The 23706-nt window shown below is 68.0% G+C and carries 16 protein-coding genes, 1 tRNA gene and 1 pseudogene; 6 read left to right on the forward strand and 12 right to left on the reverse strand.

Features of this window, described 5'->3' with window-relative positions; translation table 11 throughout:
- Positions 1-73: 73 nt before the first annotated feature.
- From ACFYM6_RS34175 to ACFYM6_RS34185, 3 genes are all read right to left on the reverse strand, one after another.
- Positions 74-703 carry a hypothetical protein gene (locus ACFYM6_RS34175; protein ID WP_387281609.1) on the reverse strand — a complete coding sequence of 210 codons (630 nt, stop codon included), beginning with the start codon at positions 701-703 and terminating at the stop codon, positions 74-76.
- A gap of 87 nt (positions 704-790) precedes the next feature.
- Positions 791-1414, reverse strand: coding sequence for a hypothetical protein (locus tag ACFYM6_RS34180; protein ID WP_387281610.1), 624 nt, complete (start codon positions 1412-1414; stop codon positions 791-793).
- A gap of 1067 nt (positions 1415-2481) precedes the next feature.
- Positions 2482-2554: transfer RNA gene (locus tag ACFYM6_RS34185), tRNA-Cys, on the reverse strand.
- An 83-nt stretch (positions 2555-2637) separates the two neighbouring features.
- Here ACFYM6_RS34185 and ACFYM6_RS34190 point away from each other — a divergent pair.
- The 5 genes from ACFYM6_RS34190 (at position 2638) to ACFYM6_RS34210 (ending at position 8043) form a co-directional block, all read left to right on the forward strand.
- The gene (locus ACFYM6_RS34190) at positions 2638-2793 is read left to right on the forward strand and encodes a hypothetical protein (RefSeq protein ID WP_387281611.1); all 156 of its coding nucleotides are present in this window, start codon (positions 2638-2640) and stop codon (positions 2791-2793) included.
- Between the two features lie 155 nt (positions 2794-2948).
- Positions 2949-4451: a hypothetical protein gene (locus ACFYM6_RS34195; protein WP_387281612.1), complete on the forward strand. Its 1503-nt coding sequence runs from the start codon at positions 2949-2951 to the stop codon at positions 4449-4451.
- A gap of 229 nt (positions 4452-4680) precedes the next feature.
- Complete coding sequence (locus tag ACFYM6_RS34200) at positions 4681-6054, forward strand: DUF4303 domain-containing protein (RefSeq protein WP_387281613.1); 1374 nt, start codon at positions 4681-4683, stop codon at positions 6052-6054.
- A gap of 629 nt (positions 6055-6683) precedes the next feature.
- Positions 6684-7010, forward strand: coding sequence for a hypothetical protein (locus ACFYM6_RS34205; protein WP_387281614.1), 327 nt, complete (start codon positions 6684-6686; stop codon positions 7008-7010).
- On the forward strand, positions 7003-8043 hold the full coding sequence (locus tag ACFYM6_RS34210; protein ID WP_387281615.1) for a tyrosine-type recombinase/integrase: 1041 nt from the start codon (positions 7003-7005) through the stop codon (positions 8041-8043). The genes ACFYM6_RS34205 and ACFYM6_RS34210 overlap by 8 nt, the downstream gene beginning before the upstream one ends.
- Before the next feature lie 140 nt (positions 8044-8183).
- Here the strand turns inward: ACFYM6_RS34210 and ACFYM6_RS34215 are convergent, their stop codons facing one another.
- The 9 genes and pseudogenes from ACFYM6_RS34215 to ACFYM6_RS34255 form a co-directional block, all read right to left on the reverse strand.
- Positions 8184-9632: a TIGR02710 family CRISPR-associated CARF protein gene (locus ACFYM6_RS34215; RefSeq protein WP_387281616.1), complete on the reverse strand. Its 1449-nt coding sequence runs from the start codon at positions 9630-9632 to the stop codon at positions 8184-8186.
- A 2-nt stretch (positions 9633-9634) separates the two neighbouring features.
- Positions 9635-11821, reverse strand: a complete 2187-nt coding sequence (locus tag ACFYM6_RS34220) for a TFIIB-type zinc finger domain-containing protein (RefSeq protein WP_387281617.1) — start codon at positions 11819-11821, stop codon at positions 9635-9637.
- Positions 11822-11827: 6 nt separating this feature from the next.
- Entirely contained in the window at positions 11828-14113 is a 2286-nt protein-coding gene (locus ACFYM6_RS34225; RefSeq protein ID WP_387281618.1) for an AAA family ATPase, read from the reverse strand.
- Between the two features lie 133 nt (positions 14114-14246).
- Positions 14247-15296, reverse strand: coding sequence for a hypothetical protein (locus tag ACFYM6_RS34230; protein ID WP_387281619.1), 1050 nt, complete (start codon positions 15294-15296; stop codon positions 14247-14249).
- A gap of 490 nt (positions 15297-15786) precedes the next feature.
- Entirely contained in the window at positions 15787-19044 is a 3258-nt protein-coding gene (locus tag ACFYM6_RS34235) for a DEAD/DEAH box helicase (RefSeq protein WP_387281620.1), read from the reverse strand.
- On the reverse strand, positions 19041-20432 hold the full coding sequence (locus ACFYM6_RS34240; protein ID WP_387281621.1) for a hypothetical protein: 1392 nt from the start codon (positions 20430-20432) through the stop codon (positions 19041-19043). Before ACFYM6_RS34240 ends, ACFYM6_RS34235 begins: the two co-directional genes overlap by 4 nt.
- Positions 20423-21163, reverse strand: coding sequence for a PP2C family serine/threonine-protein phosphatase (locus ACFYM6_RS34245; RefSeq protein WP_387281622.1), 741 nt, complete (start codon positions 21161-21163; stop codon positions 20423-20425). The genes ACFYM6_RS34240 and ACFYM6_RS34245 overlap by 10 nt, the downstream gene beginning before the upstream one ends.
- A gap of 1 nt (position 21164) precedes the next feature.
- The gene (locus tag ACFYM6_RS34250; protein ID WP_387281623.1) at positions 21165-21833 is read right to left on the reverse strand and encodes a VWA domain-containing protein; all 669 of its coding nucleotides are present in this window, start codon (positions 21831-21833) and stop codon (positions 21165-21167) included.
- Between the two features lie 292 nt (positions 21834-22125).
- A pseudogene (locus ACFYM6_RS34255) lies at positions 22126-22360 on the reverse strand (transposase family protein); the annotation flags it as partial.
- A 202-nt stretch (positions 22361-22562) separates the two neighbouring features.
- On the opposite strand from ACFYM6_RS34255, the gene ACFYM6_RS34260 reads away from it, so the two are divergent.
- Positions 22563-23603 (forward strand): PIN domain-containing protein, encoded by a 1041-nt coding sequence (locus ACFYM6_RS34260; protein WP_387281624.1) that lies wholly within the window; start codon positions 22563-22565, stop codon positions 23601-23603.
- Positions 23604-23706 lie beyond the last annotated feature (103 nt).

Below are 23706 nucleotides of genomic sequence, written 5' to 3' on the forward strand. Positions count from 1 at the left end.
GCCGCCGTCACCAAGCCCGCTCACGCTGGTTCCACCAACGCACCCGACTCAGCCGCGAATACGCCCTGGTCAACTAACCAATGGCGGCTGCCGTAAATAGGCCGTTGCTGACGTGGTCGCGACCGCCATGAGCGACTGGATCGATGTGCGCGGCCTGGAGCACGTGGCTGACGTCGCATCCGCTGATCGCGCACCGTCCACCGTAGGCCTTCATGAGTTCGGCCCGGAATGCCGGTTGGCCTTGCCGGTCCAGTACCTGCTGAAGTCGCCGTATGCGGGCCTTCGGCAGTACCTGTGGTCGCGGTGCCTGTAAGGCATCGAGCCAGGCCTGGATACGGCTGATCTCATCCAAGTCGAGCCTGCGTACGGTCCGCGGTGAAGACGAGAGGACCTCGGGTGGCGTCGTGGCGGAGAGGAGGTGCCTGGTCGTCTGCGTATCCCACTGGATGTAGATCCGCCAGTGATTGCCGTCTTCTGACCAGCGAGGATCATCAGTGGCAATGCCGCGTGCGACGATCCGAGAGTAGGGGACGCTTGCATATACCCAGATTGTGTCGCCGGCCCGCATCCGGCGGAAGCTGCTGCCCAGGTGCCAATCGGCGACGTCGCCTGGCCGGACGGCTCGAAACGTGTCGAGTACAGGGTCGTCGTATCCCCACTCTTCTGGGTCGTTCTCATTGACTGGGTAGACGAACTCGCTCATTGGCCCATCTGTATGCCCTGCCATCGGGGTGCTAACCCTCTGCACTTGTCGTCACCCCGTGGGGTGTCAGATGCGGCCTCACGGCGATCACTGTATCGCGCGGCCGGAGACATACCTCCACACCGCATGGTCTAGGTCCCGAGGACCTACGTCAAGGCGGTCAGCGGCCGCCAGGTAACAGCTATGCAGATCGGCGTATGAGAGAGGCGGAACCCCGGCCTCGGAAGCAAACGAACGAAGATGAACGTCGACTGCTGTCGTCGACTTGCCAGCGAGGATGCAGAGGTAGTCTGCAGTCTTCGGACCGACACCGTTTACCGAACGGAGCCCGGTGACGTTCTCGGGGCTACTCAGGAAGACCGCAAGTTGGTCGACGGTGTTCACACCATGGTCGGCCAGGTGGAGCGCAAGTCGATGGATGCGCTCCGGCTTCCTGCCGGGCCACTTGAGAATCTCACGTAGGCGGTCGGGGCCGCCGAGCGCCAACAGACCGCGTGTTGTATCCGCGCCTGGCTGGTCGGAGCGAAACCGACGTGCCCGGGCGTTAACCGTCTCGTATCGCATCCCAGCCTGCAGAATTGCATCGACGAGAACGGCACCCATGTGGCCGTAGCTGCTGTGGGGGTGCGCCTCGATGGAGAGGTCCACATGTCGGACGTGGTCAACTAGCGCCACGATGTGTGGCACAAGGCGGGCGGCAGGGTCAGACATCCCACAATCCTCGCGTATCGAGGCCACCCCCGAAGCGATGGGCACGCACTCGTCTACCGCCGGTCGGGTGGCAACCACTACCGCTGAACACAGCCGGACGTATATCGCTGCCGATTCGCGGCAATTGTCCCGGTGACGATACCGAGATGAGGATGCCGCCTTCCGCGGGCAGCGCCTCGAACGGTCCTGCTCTTGGCAGCCGCCTCGCCAGCCACGAGCGAGCCGCAACCCGCGATTCGAGCCGGGCCAAGCGCTGCTCGGCCCAATACCAGAGCCCCAGCACCATATGGATACTGGAGTTTTGAGCGGACCAAACCTCGACGGCATGGCCCTGGAAATCCGGGTTGCGCGCTGGCTGATGCGACCACTGGGCAGCTGGATCTCCGATGGGCAGCGCCAAACTGGTGAAGCAGGTCCGTGACAACACCAGGCATCCGGCACTGATCAGCTGGCGGTGACTGGTGGCTCGGCACCACGGCCGGCCCTGCCCGCGCACAGCACGGCCAGCGGCCCGCCGACGCAGGCCGGCCGGGCCAGGTCTCCCGGGTGAATTCGGCCCTCGCCGAGCGAAGGCGTCCCGTCGCAGCCGGCCGCCGCCCGGCCGCCCAGCGGCCGGTAGCGCCGCGAGGTGATCCACCATCTGGGGTGGGCCAGCTTGAGAGGCGGGGTTAGGCGCTGCCGTTGCAGGTGCCACTCGGACGCCGGTGGCGCACGATGAGCTGCGGCGGGAGAGGGGATCGGATTGACCGGATGCCCGGTACAACTCGTTGGTCCTCAACTGTCAGGATGGACGGCGGTTACCCTGCGTCGGATGGAGGCGAGCGTGGTTGTCGGACCGGGCCGCTGGAATCAGGCTGGGCGGTCGGAGTTTCCCTGGGAGCAGGATGCGTGACCCGATGTCCAGCCGTCCCTCAGCCATCCCGTCCACGATTCGCTGCCAGCGGCGTACCCGCAGCTCGGCCCGCTCGCGGGTGGCCTCGTTCTCGTGCCTCCGGGCGGTCGTCAGGGCACGCGCCAGCTGGCCCAGGGGATAGCCGGCGCTGACGCGGATGTCGTTGTCGCTCACGCCAGCGTGGCGGGCCCTGCCCCCGCGCCCTCCGGGATTGCAGCCCGGTGCTCTACTGACTGAGCTACACGCTGATGTCGCGACACTCTACGCAGATCGTCACCGCCTGCGCAGCCGAGATATCCAGCGGTGTCCGCGCATTGCCGTACTCCAGACCTTGAGCGCCGCGCCAGCGAAGGTTGTCACCCATGCCTGCGCCTGGCGCGCCCGCGCCGCTGGCGTCTTCCGACTGTGGCGCGACTCCAACTACCCGATCGGCGCGCTCGTCGCCGGCATCACCGCCGACCTGTTCGGCCTACGCGTCGGGGTCTGATTCGTCGCCGCGCTCACCGCCGCCTCCGGCCTCATCGTCGCCGTCCGCACGGCGAAACACCATCGGCGCCTCGCCCCGCGCCGTCCGCAGAAGGCTCACCTTCGGCGCGCAGGCTGCGGGAGCACGTGGTCGTCGCGGTCGGGTAGCTTCGCTGGGTGGTTGATCGAGCGGTGCGATCCGGCGATGTCGCCGTGATGCGGTTGTCAGACGGTGGATTTGGGGCATGCCAGGTCACCGGTGTCGAAGGCCGTGTGACGTCGGTGTATGCGCTGCGTTGGCACTCGGTAGATCGGCCGGGCCTGGGCGAGCTGCGCGGCGTTGAGCCGCTGAAACTTGATCATCATGCCCACGACGGGCGCCTTGCTCACGTGTCGATTGGCAGCTGGCATGCGGTGCCGCCGGGGTTCACCTGGATCGGAACCCTGCCCGTTCCGGAGGGTGTGCCGGCGTTGTCGAACACGTACTCGGGTTGGCAGTCACTTGCCGACGATGTGGTTAGGCAGCGCCGCTGGGACCGGGAGTTACCGGAGGCAGTGAAGTCCGCCTACCGCGCGGCGGCCACCCGGGGCCAGGCCGATGCCGACTTCGGCGCCGGGCCGGTGACGCTCGGCGCGGCCACGCCTCGACTGGACCTGAGCGGTGAGGGGCCGATGCGGGTGCCTTCGTCCGGGCCGGTGCAATGGTCCGCTCTCGATCAGCTACCCCGCTGCACGGCGTTGACGTGGGCCGGCCCGGAACGTGGCCTCGCCCGCGCGTTGGCAGACCACTCGATTGTCTCGTCACTGACGTGGCGGGACGCCCCGCCAGTCGTCGATCTGACCGACACCGGTCTGCAACACCTGTCGCTGGCTGGCGCGGATGTTCGCGAGGTGCGGCTGTCCCGTGGCCTGCACGGCCTTGAGCTGGCGTCACAAGACCGGGGACTGGTCGTGTACGCGGCGGACGACGGTCGATGGCTTCATCTCACCCTGACCGGCGCCGACGCGGGAACTACGGTTCCTGCCGGACTGCACGGTGTTCGAGAAGTCGCCTTGGACGGCAGCGGCACCATGTCCGCTGCCGCCGTGGAGAAGCTGAAGGAATTGGAGAGCCTGCGGATCTTCTGGCGCAAGCCCCCGGGGCGGCTGGTCGATGCCGCTGCCCTGGCCAGTTTGACCCATCTGGCTGTTATCGAGTTTGTCGATGGCTACGGCCTGGACGCGGACACCCTGCCTGAGCTGCCGTCGCTGACGCAGTTGAGCATCAGCGGTCTACGCCGATCGATCGTGCCGGCTTTAAAGGCCCGGTACCGCGGCACCGGAGTACGCCTGGTCATCGAAGGCGCGAAGCCCGACACGTGGCTGGCCGCCAACCTGAACAACCCGTTCCGGGACTGGGTCGACGACGACGCCCGTGGCGGAGCCGCCGCCTGCAAGGCATACGCCAGCGCGGTCCGCACCATTGACAAGCCTCTGCAGGACCGCGGTGGGCGCGCCGACGAAGCTGAAGCGGCCTTGCGCAAGTTGGTTGAGGCGCTCAACAGCATCGACCAGAAGTACGAGATCATCGACACGCTGCGCCGAGAGGAAGCCTTCGACGTGTTTATGGAACTCGCCGCCCGGGCTGAAGTGCCAGCGCTTCTGGCCGACCAGTGGTTCGACGAGTGGCGTGACTTCTAACTGGCTCCATGCGGGCCTGCTGCCCCGCGTCTCGGGGCGATGCAAGATCAGATCAGGGCCCCACCGGTATCGGGTTCGCCCGGTTGGATACCCCGAGCAACCGCTATCGCCCCTGACGGCGCGGGTTCCATCCGATGTACGACGTCATCAATGAGGCGGGTCTCCGGCGGATGGAAGGGGCGGGGTTGGCCGCCGGCGGGGGAGAGGTCGCCTGGGGCAGGATGGCGGGGTGGCGGTGGGGTTGGACTGGGCTGGTTTCGAGTGTGCGCTGGTGGACGCGTTGGTGCAGGCCGTTCGTTCGGCCGTCGCCGAACATCCCGGCGAACGGTTCTACGCCGCAGTGCTGGACGGTGTCTACCGCGAGACCGATGGTCAGATCACGCTACCCAACCTCGGGATGAACAGTGTCGAGGCGTTGGCGCAGCTTCCCGTCGAGGACCAGGCGGATGTTCGGTGGAGCGCAGCCGACTGGGACCACTACGACGACGAGTGGCTTGCCGGAGACCTGGCCCGAGATTGGGAGCGGCAACTGACCGCGGAGGCCTGCCGAGGGACAACGCGGCAGTGGGAGGCGACGTTCCGCAGGTACCTTTCAATGCTCGTCCGCGTGTGTAAGCGGTCCCGGGAAGTCCTTCGTACGAGCGGGGTCACTGATCGGGACTTCGTGGTGTTGCTGCTCGACGATGAGTATCACGAGGTGCTGATCAAACGCGTCCTCACCAAGGGCGAGGTGAGCCGGTACTTTCCCGGGTACGACCAGCGGGCGGTCGAGCTGGCGCGGATCGGCGCGCTGCCGGTGGCTGAACGCGCCGCGTACTACGTCGCCCGGCTGGAGGCGGTTGACGGCCCGGTGAGTGGCGAGGAGGCCGAGGTCGCGCTGCGTGATCTCGGGCCGGCCGCGGTTCCCGCCCTGATCCCCATGCTGGCTCAGAAGGAGCGGGCGTGGAAGGCCGCCAAACTGCTGGCCGACATCGGCCAACCCGACGACGACACCGTGCGCGCGCTGCACGCGGCACTGACCTGGTGCGAGGGGCCGAACCAGTCGTGGGTTACTTGTGCGCTGGCGCGCCTGGGCCGGCTGGACCTTGTGCTGGACAAGATCGACCGCCTTCCGCGGGAGGTCGTGGTCACCGCCGTCGCCGCACCGTACACCAGCTTCCGCAACCAGGCGATCGCCACACCACGGTTGGACTACCGGCCCCTGCAGGACGTCATCGAGCGCTGGCCGGCGTACGCTCCGGCGCTGGCCGAAGAGCTCAAGCCGGGGCGGGGGTACTGCGACATCACCGTCGACGAGGTGGACGAAGCGATCCGCGGGCTGACCTCGCCGCACGTCGTCATCCGCCGGCACGCGGTGTGCGTACTCGGCGAACGACGTCTCGGTGCCACCGTCGCCCGACGGGTCCTGCCGCTTCTCGGACAGACCGTCAGCCAGGACCCGGACGCCACCGTGCGGAAGCTGGCAATCCTGTCCCTGCTGTGGTGGCGCAAGGACTCCCACCGGCACGCGAACGTCGTGCGCGAGGCGCTCAACGACCCAGCCGCTGAGGTCCGCGAGGTCGCCGCTTACTGGCTGCGGGAACAGGATGGCCGACCGGCGTGACCGCCTTCGTGCTTTGGTGGGGATGGCGTGGACGTCTGTAACGACGGCGGCTCGGCGGTGGTGCTGGTGGCGGACCTCCGCGCCGCGTCGCGCCAGATCAGCGGGTTGAGGTCGTCGGGGTCCGGTGGGCTGGGCAGTTCGATGAGGATCGCTGGCGGGCGAACCGTATGGTCACTCGCCACCCCTCGATGACCCACCCTTGCCGAGATTCAGCGCCGCGTCGGGGGTTGCCATCGACGCGCCCTTCTCTCTGATGCCACACTGCTAAAATCACGGCATGAGCACCCATGCTGAGCATGGGTGCTGCAAATTTGTGTTCAGCTCCCCCCTCGGACACCAGTTTTGGTGAAAATTCACGTTTTACGTGACCGGTCACCATACCCGCCGACGGCTGCTTGTGCTGGTTGTTTGGGGGAAGTCGGGTTTGACCCGGGGTGACCCGCGACGATGGTGGACATGAGTCCATCTCGGCTACCTCTGTCCGGTGGTGAGCAGCTCATCGGCGCCCTGGTGCCGCCCAAGATCACGCGGCCTGTCCGGGCTCCGGCGCCGTTGCCGGTGTTGCCGAGGCTCAGTCTGCCGGCCCATCGCGGCGAGGACCGTCTTCTCCCCGTCTTCTGGCGCTGGGGATGGCCCGCCTGGACCGGTCCGGGCGGCTGTCCGCCCGTGAGCTGCTCGGCGTGTTGGGTTGGCGGCCCGGTAGTCGGGTCGATATCGGCGTTGTAGCGGGTGTGCTGGTGGCCGCTTCGGCGTCCACCGGTCGGCATGTCATGCGTGGCCGGGGTGGGCTGTGCGTGCCTGCCGCGGTCCGGCAGATGTGCGGGCTGCTGCCCGGTGTGCCGGTGTTGCTGGCAGCTTCGCCGTCCCAGCAGGTTCTGGTGGTCCATCCGGTCGACACGGTGGCGCGGCTGCTGACCGACTACCACATTCGCCTTGCGGGCGGCGACCATGGCTGATGCCCAGCGCATCGCGGACGCGCAGCGGTTGCTGGCCCAACTCGGCGTGAGCGTGGCCGACCTGCGGGAGGCGCAGCGGCCGCGGGTGCCGACCATCGCCGAATACCTTCCCCGCGTGATCGCCGCAGCCGGTCCCGGCGCCCGCCGCACCTATGGGAGCTACTGGGGCCGGATCGCAGCACGGTGGGGCGATCGTCGGCTGGATAGCATCGCTGCCACGGACATCGAGGCGCTGCAACGTCAGGCCGCCGCGGTCGCTCGGCCGCGCCGCAACGGTCGTGGCGGCCGGCACGCCGGGGAGCACGTCATCGCTGCGATCCGGGCGATCTACAACCGGGCAATCACCGATGGTCTGTTGGACGCGTCCGAAAGCCCGGCCCATCGGGTGGGCAAGCCCCGACGGTTGCCCAGTACTCGACGCGCGTTGACGCCCGAGGAGTTGGAAGAGATCAACCTGGCGGCTCGCAGCAGCGGCAACGATGTGGTCCTCGACGCCATCCTGCTGCGCCTGCACACCGAGACCGCCTGCCGGCGCGGCGGCGCGCTCGCCCTGCGCCTGATGGATCTCGACCAGGATCGCGGCCTGGTCCGGCTCACCGAAAAGGGCGGGACCCTTCGTTGGCAGCCCATAACCCTGGACCTGGCAGCGAGCCTTGGCGACCACGCCCGACACCGCGGCACGGTCCTACCCACCGACGCCCTGCTGCGATTCCGCCACGGCGCGGCGCTCACCAGCCGCCGCTACGACCACCTTTGGAAGCGCATCGGCGAACGCCTGCCCTGGGTCGCCGCCCAGGGCATCTCCACCCACTGGCTGCGCCACACCACCCTCACCTGGGTGGAACGCCACTTCGGCTACGGGGTAGCCCGCGCCTACGCTGGCCACACCGACAGCACCGGCCCAGCCACCACCACCTACATCAAGGCCGACCTACACGCCGTCGCCACCGCCCTGGCCGCCATGACCGGCCAACCACACCCACTCGCTAGCCCCACCGACAATCCACAAGCGAGGCAGCGGTCCTCGCTCTAACCGCAGTCACCCATGCCGCGGCGATCGCCAGCCGCGCGAGAGCCCGAATTAGCGACCGCTGTGGACATCCGGTACCTCCCATGCATCGGCTCCTATAGGCGGATAAGGTTTCGGCAGGGGCGCCGTGTGGTTACGAAGACTCATCGGTCATTAGATATAAACTGTAGTCGACCGCATAGTGCGCGGACGTCGGTGTCTGTTCCGTGTAGCTGCCAGAATATCGACAGTAGGTGCTCGGCTCGACCGCGCAATCGCTCGGACTGTTCGGGGGTGATTGTGCGATATCCGTGCGCGAGAACCGAGTTGTTGCGAATCTCCGCTAGATCGCGCAGGTTGGCGATCGCCGAGGGGGTGTTCAGCTTCGCTTTAGCTGCGAACTCATCGCCGAGCGAGTAGAGCAGGGTGGCGGACTGGATGAGGCTGATGCTTGATGGCAATTCGCTGCTGGGTCGACCCCCTGTAGCCTGTAGTGCCCGCTGGTAGCCGTTGGCGACGGTATCCAAGCTACCCAAGAGGCTGTAGTCGGGATTTTTGCAGGCGAAGCCCGGAGATGTCAGTTCAAGGTGGCGCGCCAGGCAGCCCTCGATGGTCCGATAGAAAAGCAACGCGGCAAAGTCCTGGCGCCCGATTTTTCGGTAGTGTTTGCCTAGTACGAAGAAGCAGACCAAAAGGGCTGCCGGATTCGGTGGTTCGGTGGTCAACTCCCGGAGGAAATCTAACTGATCAGCAATGGTCTTGCTGGTCTGATGGGTCAGCTCACGCTCAGCCGATTGCTGTGCCACGTCGACTGCCTTGATGCACTCTTGCAGGCGCGACAGATCGAGGTCACACCACGCGCGGTACAAGGCGCTGACCGAGCGCATAAAACGCGCGCGGGTTGGTTCGGCAATTTGTTCGCACAGGTCGTGATATTGGGCGTGGGCGCTGTCGAACGCTCCGCTGCGAAACGTTTCCAGCGCTGCGGCCATCTCCTGTTCTCCGAAGAGAGCGGTCGGGTTGGCCAGCAGTAGCGGTCGTTCGTCGCCCGGCACGACACGACGGAACTCCGGGTCGTATTCTCCGTCGATATAGCAGAGATCGAGGTTCAGCTGCCAGGCGGCGAGGGCGGCTGCCGCGCTCATGACCTTCTTGCCGCCGGTTATGTCGATAATCGCCGATAGCTTCCGCCCGTCCGGTGTGTCGTATCTCGCCAGGACGTCCTTCACCTCCCGGTACACGCCCTGCGGATCGGTCGGCTGCACGGGTCGATGCATGAAGTCCTGGTACCGGAGGCGGCCGCCGCCGACGACGTGCTTACCGATGAAGTCGATGCTCGCGTCCGCCTGCGCCGAGTAGATCACGAGTAGCCGGGTGGGACGGATCAGCTCATATGCGAGGATCGTGGTGAGCGGCGAAAAGCCGCTCATGCTGATCAGCAGGTCCACGGGGCGGGTGAGGGCCGGATTCTCCCGTCGGATGCGGGTAACCACCTCGTCGAGCATTTGGCTGAGGAAGTAGGACGTCGCCTGGTCCGACGGCGATCCGTCATCCCACCGGTCCTCGCCTCGCAGGATTCGTCGCAGCTTGACATCGTGCTGGATCGCGCCCATGGTCATCTCCTGATTTCCCATTCGTCGGAGTCCGGGCATCGTTGACACTCTGGCCCGGACCGCAAAGCCGATCCGCCGCATTTGCCACAGTTCGGGCAGATGTACGCCGCGGTTACGGTGGCCTGCCAGCACGGCACCGCGAGCACCTCGTTGCCGGGGCCGCTCGTCGCGTCCGAGCGGCTTTTCACCGCCTGCCGGTTCCCTGTCTGGATCACCGGATAGTTCGTCCCGCACGAGCCGCACGATCGGGTTCCCCATTCGTTGTGGCACCTGCGGCAGGTGGCGACGAATGTGCCCGATCTGGGGTGGAAGTCTCGAGGGGACCCGAGCTCAGCGCCGCACACCGGACAGTGGGCCAGTCGGTGCAGGCGCACCAACGCGGCTTCGACGGCCTCGTTGAGGGCATCCGCGGCGATGTGGTGTTCCCGGCGCCTGCTCGGAGGTACGCGCTGCGCGCGCCAGCGGGCGACCCGGTCGCGCAGAACCATCCGCTCCGCCTGGGTCGGTGGGCGTTCCAAAGCGAGGTGCCGCTCGTCCGTGGTGGCGCTTAGCCACCTCTCGCCCGCGGCCGCCAGCTCGCCGAGCAGGTCCTTGGGGCAGTGGACCCGGGGCGGGTATTGGGCGGCGTCCGACGCGATCCGGGCCCACTGAAGAGCCCGCGTCATGCGTTCCACGCTGTCGATCTCGGTCGGGGTCGCCGGCAGCAGCCCGATGCCCGGGCCGCCTGGCAGGTCGTTGCCGACGGTGTCGGCGCGGGCGCGCAGGCGCGGGGGTAGCGCCTGAAGCTCCTGGCGGGTACCCGGGTAAACGACGACGCGCGGCGCGTCGGCGTGGGTGCGGGTCTGGTCCAGTTCGTCGACGAATGCGAGCAGGTCCGGGGCGCCGTTGGCGGTGAGCGGGTGCGGCAGCGGTACGCAGACCAGCAACGGGCGGTCGTTCCGGTTCACCTCTACGCTGCCGTCAGTCCTGATGCGCAGTACGACTGTGTCGTCACCCGGCCCCGTGTAGTAGATGTCCGGTCCGCCGGTGGTCGGGGCATCGGCAGTGGTGGTCTGGTAGCCGAGGGTGTCCAACGACCTGGCGACGAGCAGTGCGACGAATTGGTCGTAGCTGTTGCAGAATGCGCGGGGCGCGATCGAGAAGTGAAGCCCTACCTCGCGCCTGACCCGCGCCCAGGCCCGCCACAGCGCCGCCACGCGGCGGTAGTCCTCGTGGTGGATGAACATGTTGGTCTGTCGGAGGTCCGAGGAGAACTCTGTACGCCGGCTCACCCGGCGGTCCCGGTATAGCCGAGAGGTGAGCAGCCGGCCGAGCCGTCGGCGGTGCTCCCGGGTGCGCCCCAGGAGACGTCGCACGTCGTCGTTGAGATCCAGGTGGTTGGCGAACTCACCGACGAGCCGGGCGAGCCGGTGTCCGGTACGCCAGGGCCGGTCCCTGAGCTGGCCGGCGAGCTCTTCGAGGTCGGCCAGGACGCTGCTGGTCGCCTCCAGCTTCTGCCGCCGCCACTCGAGGAACGCGATCAGGTGGTCAACCAGCTGGACTGCGGCCTGATTCTCGTACAGGTCCGGGTCCGGGTCATTGTGGATCGCCCGGAGGCGTCGGGGGAACACTCCGGTGACGGACCGTCGCTGCCAGTCCTCGGTGTGTGCGGCGAGGTAGGTGATGGCATCCTGGGCCATCCGACGGGTGCGCGAGAGGAGAACGACGCTCGTCTCGGGGCGGAGCCTCGTCTCGGGGCGCTGGCACACGGCTTCCAGGCGGCCCAGGTCGGCGTCGATGGCCTGCTCCAGTAAGTCCACTGGGTCGTCGCTCACCCCACGCAGTTGGGCGATGAGGTCGGTGGCCAACGGTGGCACGGCGACCCAGCGCTCGTAGGCCGTCTCATCAGGCGAACCTGGCTCGGCCGGAGATTCGTGGGCGGCGGCGCCCAGGGCATTGGCGATGGCGACGGTGCGCGCCGCTAACGCCCGGTCGGGCAGCGCATCGCGGGAGAAGTACCCCTCGCTGACGCTGCCGAACATGCGGACCGACCAGCGGCCGGAACCCGTCGGAGTGACGGGCGTGTGTGGCCCGGCGTCGTGCCCGTTGACCTTGCCGGGCACTGTCAGCTGGTAGCGGCCGAGCAGCGGGCGGGCCGGTAGTCGCCCGGCCCGCGCTCCGGTTACCCGGTCCCAGAACTCGTGCGCCACGGATCCTCAGGCCCCTGCTTCGATGAGTTCGTCGAGCAGCGCCCGCGTGGTGACCGGACCGTCCTCGCCGTCGACCTGGGTCGCGCCGAGCTGGGGCCAGCCCTCGTCGATGAGGTCACGCAGTTCCTGGAGCTTCTCCGGTCGCAGGTCGTAGCGGCCGCGTAGCCGTCGCAGGATCCGAGTGGCGAGGATGTGGTCGGCGGCCTCGCCGGGTGACCCACCGGCAGCCACCACGACCGGAGCGAAGTCCCTGACCTGCTGTTCGAGCCGAGGCCCCCAACCGATCTTGAAATCACTGGCGAGGGTACGGGCGAGATGTTCCCGGAGGAAGGAGACCACCTGCTCCTGCGCGTCATGGTGGTCACGGCCCGCGTTGCCGAAGCTCCTGACTAGGGCCCGGCGGGAGATCGCCTCCCGGGGCGGGACCTTCCGCGGCGTCAGCGAGGGTGGTGTGGTGGGCAGTTCGATGACGTGTGCACGGTCGTACGTCTTGTCGGCGAACTGCACGGTCGTCTCGTCGTGGTTCGACGTCCCGAAGAACCATACATTATCGGGAATCGGCAGGTAGATGCCCTTGTCCACATCGAGCAGCCGTGGCCTGGGCTCCATTTGGTGGCTGGTGAGCTGGAGCCGGAACCGCGAACCCACGTTCTCCAGCCCGGAGAGCACATCGGCGAAGTACTGTTCGGGGTGGGCCAGGTTCATCTCGTCGAGGATGATGAAGAACGGGCGGTTCCGGTGGGCAGGGCAGGCGGCCTGGTAGATCGCCTTTGTGAATGCGGTCTCGTAGTACCGGCGTTCAAAGGCGTTCAGATGGCCGATGAGGTCCTGCCGGTCACGCCATCCGGCCTGCACCTCGATGACCGCGAAGTCGGCGCCGATCGCCCTGGCGAACGCCTTGGGGAACGTGGTCTTGCCGATCCCGCTGATGCCCTGGAGGATGTGCAGCCTGCTCATGGCCATGCCGCCGAGTAGGCAACGGATGTCTCGTGCACGGTACGCCAGCGGCGTGCTGCCGCGTCGATTTGTCTCGTCTGCCAGGATGCGTTGCTGGGCGTAGGCGACCAGGTCGGTGAGGTCCGGCGAGTTGTCGGTGGCCCTCCGTTCCTGCTGAAGGTCCGGATTGTCATCCAGCTCTGTCAGGCCCGGGAACGGATTGACCCCGTGCGTACTGCTGACCAGCTTGTCCAGCTCGACCTGGGTCTGAGCCAGCAACTCCTTGTGCCTGTCGACGGAGTGCTGGAGCGCGTCGCGGTGCTCGCGCAGCTCCTCCAGCTCCGTGTTGGCGATCCGGTACGCGTTCTGTTCGGTGCGCAGCTTCGCGTTGTCGAACTCCAGCCTGGCGCGAATCCCCGGGCACTCGGCGTGCTCGCGCTGGAGCTGGACCAGCAGTTCGGGGTCGGCTGCGCCGGGCACCGTGGCGACCCGCTGCATCAGCCGTTCGTTCTCCTCGGTGAGGTGACGTACCCGCTGGTGCAGCAGCTCGGGTGATTCGAACCCGGCGAGGCGGAGGGACTCGTTCCGCTCGTCGAGCTGTCGTTGCAGGTCACGGGCGTGCCCCTCCACGACCTCGTACTGCCTGGCAATCCGGTCCCGGGTCAGTTCCAGCTGCCTGAGCTGAGCCGCGACAGCCAGCTCCGCCCGCTGTTGAAGGTAGGCACGGTCCTCTTCCTGGTTCTCCTCCAGCGCCCGCAACTGTCGCTCACGCTCGCGGAACTGCCTTTCCCGGGCCTCCGCCTCCGCCTGCCGTTGCTCCAGCTCGGCTTCCGTCTTGACCCGCGCCGCATCAAGTTCGGCCGCTCGGCGGCGCCACTGCTCCTCCTGCTCCGCGTGACGCCGCTCGACATCGGCCAGGAGCCGATGGCGTTCCGCCGTGAGGTCCGCCAGCAACTGACCGCGCTGCTCGGTTAGCCGGTGCAGGTGGGCGCGTTCCTGTTCGAGGTAACCGGCCTCGGCGTCGAGGCGGCCCTGCTCGACCTGCAACGCCTGGGCGTTCAGCTCCTTCTCCCGCCGGTCCAGCTCCGCGCGGCGGTCGTCGAGCCGCCGCTCGGCCTCGGCGTGCCGGCGACGGTCCTCGTCCAGCTCGGCACGGGCGGCGTCGACCGCTCTCCGTGCGTCTGCCGCCGCTTCATTCGCGTCGGCGATCCGCTTCGCCTCCGCGTCGAGTTCGTCTCGCCGGTCGGCGACCCTCGCGAGCTCTTCGTCGATCTGCTGCCGGGCCTTGCGGTACAGATCCGCCAACTGCTGTGCCTCGACCCACGCCTCCTGGGCCCGACTCAGCGGGAGGTCCACGGGTACGGGTGGCGGCAACTCAGGCGTAACCCCTTCCCGGTCCGCCACCGCGGCCCCGTCCCGGCCTCCCCGTCGGACGTCCCGCAGGAGGCTGTCCGCCTTTGGGTTCGTCTGTTGGGGTATGCCGCCGTTCTTACGTCGAGACATCCAGGCCCCTACTCGCTGTCGTCTGCTGGAAGAGAAAGTGAGAAACGGTCCAGTAGGCCAGGTCGAGTACGTCGTCGGCCTCGTGCGCCGTGGGCTCTCGGTCCTCGCCGTGGGAACCCTGGTTGCGCAGCTGGGTCGTGCCGTCAAGCTGGTCGAGGAGGTCGGGGCGGTGCCGGATGCTGCTGCGTAAGGGATGGTCTGGGTGCTCGGCGCTGGCGAGCAGCACCGCGACCAGCAATGGGCGGAGCGATGGCAGGTGCCCACGAGCGGCGCGGGCAACCTGGTCGCCGTCCTGTTTCCGCATTCCGTCTGGGACCTGTCCACTGATTTCCGACAGCTCACGTGCCCGATCGATGGCGGCTCTGAGCGCCTTCGGGCCCAGGACGGGATCGCGGAGCTGGCGGAGGAGGTTCTCCGCGAGCGGATACGCGTCGCGGACCGTGGCGAAGACGTGTTCGAGGACCTTGCCAAGGTTGTTGACCGCAGTCTGCCGGTACCGTCCGCCGACATCGGCCAGCAGCCGAGCCTCGGCGAGGTCGGCTTCCACCTCGGTTAGCAGTTGGAGGATCTTCTGGTGGCCCGGATCGTGGATCCGGATGCCCAGCCGGCGCTCGATCCGCACCGCCGCCTCCGCGCGCCGGCGGGTGTATTCCGCCCGTCGCTTCTCGGCGTCTTCGTCGGTGAGCTGGCCTTCGATCCCGGCGACGAGGGCGGCCAGAGTGCCGTCGTCGGCCAGCCGGGCCTGCACCGATTCCTTGAGCCAGGCGTTCGGCCAGCCCGTGAAGGGATCGAGCACCTCCCAGTCGGCGCTGGTGACCGCGTCGTCGGGCAGGTACAGGTAGCCGGCCAGCAACACCGGATCGGGCCGCTCGGCGATGAAGGAGACCCGGGAGACCTGAGCCATCGGCGGCGGCGACGCCTCGTTCTCGGGCCTCGCTCCGTCGGGTTCGCCGGCCGTGGCCGCTGCACGCGCCGCGGCGATGACCTCCCCTGGGCTCGGCCGGGGCGGCGGGGCGAGACGGCGCGCCTGCGCCACGACCGGTTCCACCGGGGGTGAGTCTCGACGGGTGTCCAACCGCAGCCGCGGCCGGCCACCCCGTCGGTAGTCGACGTGGGCGTAACCCAGGGTTTCGACCAGCGCCGGCCACAACCGATGGGGCGACGGAGCGCCGAAGGGGTCCTGGAAGAGATGCACCAGCCGGGTCTGCGACGTGTCCGAGCTCTCGCCGGCCAGCATGGCCCGGCCCGTCTCCGTAAGGTTGCCCCGGCCGTTGATGAGTCGTTGCTGCTGCAACATGAGCAGGATCTGGTTGCACAGGTCGCGGTGCAGCCTCGTCAGCCGGGCCATCTCGCTCGGGCTGGTGACCCCTGCCTGACAGAGCCGGGCGACCACCCGGGCGAAGGCGTCTAGGCGCCGACGGGTCAGATCCGGCACCAACACCCGCCAGCACCAAGCCGGCCACAGTATCCACCGGCCACCCTGCGGAAGGTCCTTCCGGAGGGCGCCCAACTCAAGCACTGGTGTGTCAGGGGCGAACGACACGGCCGTACCGCCCTTCGCAGAGTCTCCGGAACTCGACCAGTCCGCGGACCTCGCCGCCGGTGGCCGAGGCGTCGAACATGGCGGCGTCGCCCACCGCGATGAGCAGCCGCTTCTGCCTGCTCATCGCGACGCAAAGCCGGTTGGCGAGCAGGAGGTGGCCGTACTTGCGGCGATTGGTCCTCGGCTCGCCGCCGGGTAGGTCGTTGCTTCGGGTCACCGACAGAAGCACCACGTCGAACTCCCGCCCCTGAAACGCGTCGACGGTGCCGATGTGTAGCCGGCCGGCGAGGGCACCGATCGCCTCGTAGTGCCCCGACACGTTCCGGGTGGCCAGCCCGACAACGTCGAGCGCCGCCCAGACGGCCTGCACCTGCGCGCGGTAGAAGGCGACCACACCGAAGGTCAGGTCGGCGGAAACCTCACCGCTGAGCCTGATCAACTCGCCGGCGATCCAGTCCGCCTCCACCTTGCGAGACTTGCTGCGGCCAGTGGTCTCCCCGCCGTGCCTGATGCGCGACAGGTCGGCCCAGATCGCCACGGCGTCGCCGTACCGCTCGACGCCGTGGTGCAGCGCGGCGCTATCCGCGCCTGAGTCGAGTGCGGTGTCGTCCGAGTAGAAGGCGTTGCTGACGAAGTCACCAAGCACCTGGTGCATCCGGAACTGTGTGTCGAGGGTGATCTCCCGCTCCGCCTGGCCTTTGGCCTTCGCGGAGCGTAGATACTGGAAGAGCCGTTCGAACATGCTCTGCCGGAGCGCCGACAGCATCTCGTCCTCCGCCGATGACTCGAGCTCGCGCTCGATGTCCGGTTCGAGAAGGTGGGGGAGCTGTCGATGGTCGCCTACCAGGATGATCCGGCGGCTGGCCAGACAGAGCGGGATCATCAGGTCGAGCGGGTTGGCCCGGGCGGCCTCGTCGACGATGACGGTCTCGAACCGGATTTGCTGGCCTCGGACGTGGTCGGCCATCGTGCCGGAGCTGGCCTGCTGGCAGGTGCTGGCGAGAACGCTGGTGAAGTTGCGGATCGCCTCGGCGACGCCGTCCGGGTCGTTCTCCAACTCGTCGACGAAGGCGGTCACCGCGGCGGTGACGCCGTCGGCCGAGGACATCAGGCGCTCCTGGAGGGCGCGGACGACGTCGCTGAACAACCGGACCAGATCGTCGTCGGGGACGGCCTGCACCGGGCCGGTGACCGGCGTGGCGAGGTCCAGCAGCCGGTCCCGCAGGTCAGCGAGACGTTCCAGGAACGGCGGTGGCCCGGCGTTGTCGAAGGCCGCTGCCTCCGTCAGCAGCGCCCGGTCCGCGTCGGCGAGGACGGTTGGCTGAGCCGAGAGTCGTAGCAGGGCCCTCCGGGCCATGTGCGGGCCGTCATCGGCGAACGCGACTGGGTCGACGCGGATCGCCGCGATCGACCGGCGCAGGGGCGCCAGATCGTCCACCGTGAAGCGGGGCCCGCCGCTGGCGTCCGTCAACTCGACGTGCGCGGAGATCAGGCGTGCGCGGATCGCGACGGGCAGGTAGCCGCCAACCAGGTTGTCGATCTGGGCGATCAGGTCGGCGGTGCGCTCCGGGGCCGGCGGCTGTAGCCCGTACCCGACGACAAGCGCCTCGACGGTGCGGACGGCGCGGAACAGGTGGCCCTCCGCGGGGAGTTCCGCGCGGAGTTCCGCCGATTTCCGGGCGCACCAGTCCCGTACGCCACGGTCGTCGCCCTCCCGTGGCCGCGCGGTGACCTTGACCGCAGGCAGCCCGAGCACCTCCGTCCGCCGGACAACCTCGTCGACTGCGTCGTGCTGGAAGCTGGTTAACAGCACGCTGTGCCCGACGTTGCCGGCCTCCTTGCGAAGCTGCGCCAGGCACTCCTGGATGGCGGTGATCACCCGGGTCTTGCCGGTCCCGGGCGGGCCTTGGATGAGCGCGATGTCCGGAGTGTTGAGTGCGATCCGGACCGCGTCCTCCTGCTTGGGGGTGAAGTCGTGGTACTTCCGGAAGGCGGCGAGCTCTCGAGGCTGGATCATCCGCATGGGCGCGGAGTGTGCGAGCAGCAACTGGCCCTCGAGGATCGGGCCGAGCTGGGGCATCGGGGTGCGCAGCTCCTCGATTAGTTTCCGGGCGTTGCGCTGGCGGTTGATCCGGACCCGGTCCCCAATCAGGCTCAGGTAGAGATCCCCGGTCGGCGGCGGAGGGGTAAATTGCCGCCCCTGCGGTGCCTGGAGGGAGATGGTGCAGGCCGACTGGTTGATTTGCGTGATCACGCCGCTGAACTCGAACGCCGGTGGCCGGTCCTCCAGTTTCAACGTGTGGTCGCGCAGGCCGTCGGGCGCCCGGTCGCACGCGGCAAGGGTGTTCTCGTCGCCGAGCCGGGACAGGAACTCTCGCCCGCCGTCGGGATCGAGGTGGAAGCGGTAGGTGCGGCTGTCCACCCGGCGCACCTGGAGGTACCGCGACACGCCGAGGGTGAAGGCCCGGTCGACGACCTGCCGGCGTTCCTTCTCGCTGTATTCGTCCCAGCGGTTGAGGTACTGGCGGCCGCTGCTCAGTAGCTCGGCGAACTCGGTGTGGTGCCGCTCCCGGAAGGTGCCGGCGAAGGTCTCGTCACGGAACGAGGCGCTCGCCTCGACCAGCGTCAGGGCGACAGCCGTGCGGTCGGCCCGGTTGGCCCACCGCACCGTACGAAGCCGTAGCCGACCGTCCCGGTTCTCGACATGCGCCATGATCCTCGACCCGTGCAGTCGGAATCCCTGGTCGAAGCTCACCGCGCGTTCGGGCGCTGCCGATGCGAGGAACCGGGGTGCGCGGTCCGTCCCGGCGGGGGCCGCGACCAGGAACTGGTCGGCCAGCCACTTCGCTGTCTGGTCGACGCGCCGCCGACCGGGCAGCAACCGGGCCAACGACTGAAGGCTGTGGTCGTCGAGGCCGAACACCAGGTCCGGATCCCACCGGACGTGATGGGCGAAACGGTGCACCTGTACGGTGATCGTGTCGTCCCCGACCCTGCTCACCCAGGCGATCCGTGCCCCGCCGCTGTCGAGGACCTCGTCCAGGTGGTCTTGGTCGGCCGGTCCATGGCCCTCGACCGGCCAGACGTCCTTGTCTACGACGAGCATGGCCGCACTGCTGGCCCGCGACGTGCGCAGCGTCGCCTCGTGACCGATCTTGACTGAGTTGCCGGAGAGCGCCTGGTCGAGCGGCTTCAGGACGATGCTCGTCGTCGCGCCGTACTGGAGATCCTGGAGCCTCACTGTCGACCCCCCGGGTCCGTCGCGAAGCACAGCCAGCGGTTCGGGCGGCCCAGCCGGGCGAGCCGGAGGCTCCACATCTCGCCTGCCCTGCCGGCCCGGATGCTTGCCACCCTCTTATGCGGCAACGTGTGGAACTTACTGCCGTCTGGAGCGACGAGCTCGATCGCCTGGCCGGCGTAGTTGCCGATCTTCATGTGGTCGCCCTCCCAGCGGAGCTGGAGCATTAGCCGGTCGGGGTCGGCCACTCGGCCGAGCACGAAGCCGCGCGACACGCGGAGTTCGTCGCCCTGGACGGTGACCAGCTCACCCCGGTCAGCGACGGGTGGCCGGGAGTGGTCCGGTGTCATGCCGTCGGGAAGATCGAGCAGCAGCCGGACGTGCAGGGTGGGCGGGCGGGGAGCCTCGTCGCACCATGGGCAACGCTCCACCGACAGGTCGAGGTGGTACGTCAGGCCACACGCCGGGCAGGGCACGACGGACGTGCCGGCGTCGCGCAGGGCGTCAGCCCATCGCCCGGCGCCGGGTCTCCGGTCGCGGCGCCGCAGCCCGTCCACGAAGGTCGCCCGGAACATGCTCTCCAGAGCGGGAGAGAGCACTAGGCCGCGCGGTTGGATTCCCCTAGTCGACACGTTGGAACGGTCGGTCGGATGGTCGACCCAGGGGTGGGAGCCGTTCAAGGCCTCTGCCTCTGTCTCCTCGTCATCCTCGTAGAGTTCGTCGCCTACAAAGGGGTGGTCCAGGGTGAGCAGCTCGAAGGCGACGACCGCGAAGGCGAAGATGTCGCTGAGGCTGTCCGCCCAGCGGCCCGCGTCGGGACGCAGCTCCGGGGCCGAGTACCGGCGGGTGTAGACAGGGCGCCCCCGGGCGCCGGCGAAGGAGACGTTGTCGGTGTCGATGAGCCACACCTGGTCGCGATCGAGCAGCTCGGAAACGAAGATGTTGCTCGGCGACGGATCCTGGTAGACGAGGCCCCGGGCGTGCAGTGCGGCGAGCACATCGGCGAGCCGGGCGAGCAGGCTGAGCCGTCGCCTGAGCCCGCCGGTGTCGCGGTAGTGCTCGACCGCACGGGACCCTGCCGGAACGGAGGTCAACCTGCTCAGCGGGGTGAGGCCGTCGAGCAGGTCCATCACGTACCCGACGTGTGGTGGTGCGAGGGTGTCGATCGGGCTGGCGACCGACAGCCCGTCGAGTGGCAGGCGGCGGAGCGCCTTCAGTCGTCCCGCCCATTCGGCAGCCCGCTCGGACGACGCTTCCCGGAGCACTTTGACCGCGTGCCGACCCCCCTCGACCTCGTACACCGACCCCTGGCCGCCCCGCCCCAGCTCGCGGACGAGTTTCAGTGTGGTGCCGCTCGCCGTGCGGACCTTGCCCGGAAGGGTCAGTGACATGCGGGCACACCTCGATTCGTCCAGTGCAGGGCCAGCGTCTTGTCGTCGAAGTGGCCGGGCGTCGGCCAGGCGCGCAATTCGGCGACGAGGCGACGGTGCCGTTCCGGGGGTGGCAGCGGCCTGAACTCCTGTTCCAGGTGATCGATGAACTGGCCGAGCGACTCCGGGCGGAGGTCGTCGGCCACTCCGTCGGTGGCCAGCAACACCCGGAATCCGCTGGGAGGCGACGGCAGCCACCGGCTGCGCCATAGCGGCCGGCGGCCGGGCAGACCCAAGGCGTCGGTCTCGTTGCCGAAGCCGGTCCGCTCGGTCACCAGCCGTTCGGTGGCGTGCCCGGAGCCGAAGGCGATCAGTCCGTCGCCGACCTGGCCCACCAGCACGCCTCCGGAGCGGTGGACGAGGGAGAGCATCACCGTGGTGCTGCACTCGGCCGGGTCCCGGTGGGCCAGCTCGACGCACCAGTTCGTCTCGATGCGCGCGAAGAGGCGCGAGGGGTCTGGGACCTCGTGGTCGGCGAGTCCCCGCACGGCCCGGTGGGCCGCCCGGCACACCGCGACCGCGCCGAGTCGGCTGTGCGGCCGGGACCCTAGCCCGTCGGCGACGACGACCAGCGAGCCGAACCGCCCGGCGATTCCCCACCAGGCGTCCTGCTTCGCGACATGGTGCCGGCGGTGCGCCGGCCCGCAGACCGAGGCGCCGAACCAGGTTCGAGTGTTTGGTCCCGTCCCCACGTCAGTCGATGACGATGTCGGCCGAGCGGTCGGCGAGTGGCGGCGGCCGGAAGTCGACCTCGCCGCCGGTCGCCTGCTGGCTGACGCTCATTGTCAGCCAGTCGAAGAACTCGACGATACGGTGGGCGTTCTCCGCGCGGACCACTCCCTCGGCGCCGGCGGTGGCGAACCGTTCGAGCACGTCCATCGCTTCCTCGTCGACGTCGTTGCCGATGGCCACCGCGAATCTGGTCGCCTTCCTGGCTCTAGGCGCCCCGAGCAGTTGCTCCATGGCGCCTTCCCAGTCGTCGGTGGGTCGACCGTCGGAGGCGAGGACCAACACCGGCTTGGCAGAGCGGCCCGGCACCTGCGCCCGGTCCTCCAGCAGTTCACCGGCGATGCCGAGGGCCCGGCCGAGCGGAGTCGGCCCCTCGGCGGGCATGTCGCGCCATTCGAGGCTGCCAGCCGGGGTGAACGGCTGGTGGATCCGGGCGACACCCCCGAAGGTGATCACCGCAACGGTGATCACGTAGGTTGCCTCACGCAGCTCGGTGAACGACCGGATCATTTCCCCGATGCTCCGGTTGAGTGTTTCGATCTTCGATTCGTGCGCCATGCTGCCGCTTACATCCGCCAGAATCAATACTGGCAGCGTACGTGGCGTTGTGGTGACGAAATCCTTGAGGGGCATTTGACTCCTCGGAGTCACGGAAACCAAGGGCCGCGGAGGCGCGCATGGCATCCGAGGGGCGGGGCCTTAATCGTCGTTGGATAGTAGTGGCCCACCGGGAATGACTGCCACCGAGAAGCTCGCCTGTCGGAATACTGACACCGGTCTAGCGGGCTCGTCACGGCATATGTAAGGCGACATCTTGGCCACTCCAAAGTTGCTCCGGCCGCTGGGAGGCCTGCACCCTTCGCTGGCAGCTTGATCCTTAACCTGCGCGGCGTGGCCCCTGTCTGCCAGGGTGAGTTGAGGCGGTACGCCAGGCGGTGGCGACACCGACGGCGAACCCGGCGGCGAGCCGGTGTAGGTGTCACCGTTGCGCAGGTGGGCCAGGGCGAGCAGTGCCTGTCGGCCCGGACCAAGACGCCGCCACCGGGATCGATGCTGGTTACGGTGCTGGCGGATGAGATCGGCGAGTGGTTCAGGGTTCGACTGGACAGCGGGATCGTGGAGGGGTAAGACAGCCCAGGCGAGGCTCCCGGTCGGGGCATCGGATCTTGGTCGACTGCTGTCTTACCTGGAGCCTCGCCCTCATCGATCTCCGAGCTCGCCGCACCCGCCCTGAGCTGCAAGATCAGCTTGGAAAAGGCTCACAGTAGGTCAGCTTCCTGACCTCGGTACGCCTTGGCAAGACACTGATTCTGGTAGGTACTTCCGTGGTCGATCACCTGCGGCATGCTGCCCCGGCAGTAGATGACGAGCGGGCTGCCGCGCTACGACGGCTTCCGTTTGGTGTCGGCGGATTGCGGCCGTAAACGGATGTCGGTGACAGGTCGGCCCTGCCAGGATTTCGGCATGCTCGTCACCCTGACCCCTGGCGTTGACCGCGGTTGCGTCCTTGAATTGCTCCGGTCTGCCTCTATCGAGATCAGCAACAACCATGGCAAACAGGATGGCTACGTGCGGTGGGTACTGAACGTCGGCCGGATGCTGCGTGGCCAAATCGCCCGTTCCGACTTGGACCAGCTCCTGTTTACGCCAGCCTTCTACCGGCTTGTCGATCCGGTGCTGATGGGTACGCCGCAGGGCTTCCAGCTGCTCGAAGTCGAGATTTCCGAACGCCAGGCCGCGCTCACCTCGGCTTTCGAGACGCTCCAGGAGCAGATCGGCACCTGGACGGCGACGGAGGGCAAGGTCTTGGCGGTTGTGGACAGCAGCGTGTTCCTGTCCCACCCCGCATGGGCTCAAGACGACGACCCGGCGGCGGTCATCGCGAGCATCCCGTGGGCAGACGAACTTGGCGTTGGGATCGAGGATGTCCTGCTCGTGCTTCCCGAAGTGGTGATCCGGGAGTTCGACCGGCTCAAAGAGTCAGGGAACCAGAAGTCCCGCTATCGGGCCGCAGTGACGCTGGCCGTTGTCGACAAGCTGTTGCCTGACCCGTACGGCACGGTGATGATCCGCCTCAAGGACAACGACGGGGAAGAGGTGGCCGAGCGTGGGGAGATGCCGCGCGGAGCGGTGCAGCTGCGGATGTTCTACGACGATCCCGCCCATCGTCCGCTTTCCGACCCGGACGCGGAGATCATCGATCGCGCTGTCGCGGTGCAGACCCTCGCAGGCAAACCGGTCCGGCTGGTGACCATGGATACCGGGATGGGCCTTAACGCGCGCCGGGCCGGGCTGCAGGTTACAAAGCCGGCGAGGGAAATCGAGACGCCGCCGGCCGAGGGCCAGTCGACACGGGCACGCCGCCGGGCGTCGGCTGCGGCCACTGAAAAGACCAGGCAATGATCCGCTGGCGAAGGGGCCGGTAGTTCTGGTCTTCTGGTGAGGCCCTTCTTACCTTCGGGCCGGCAACGAGTTGTCGGAGTCGGACGTCATGATGTTCGTCGAA

Origin of the sequence: Micromonospora sp. NPDC006431, from assembly GCF_042870725.1 — a bacterium.
GTDB lineage: Bacteria > Actinomycetota > Actinomycetes > Mycobacteriales > Micromonosporaceae > Micromonospora.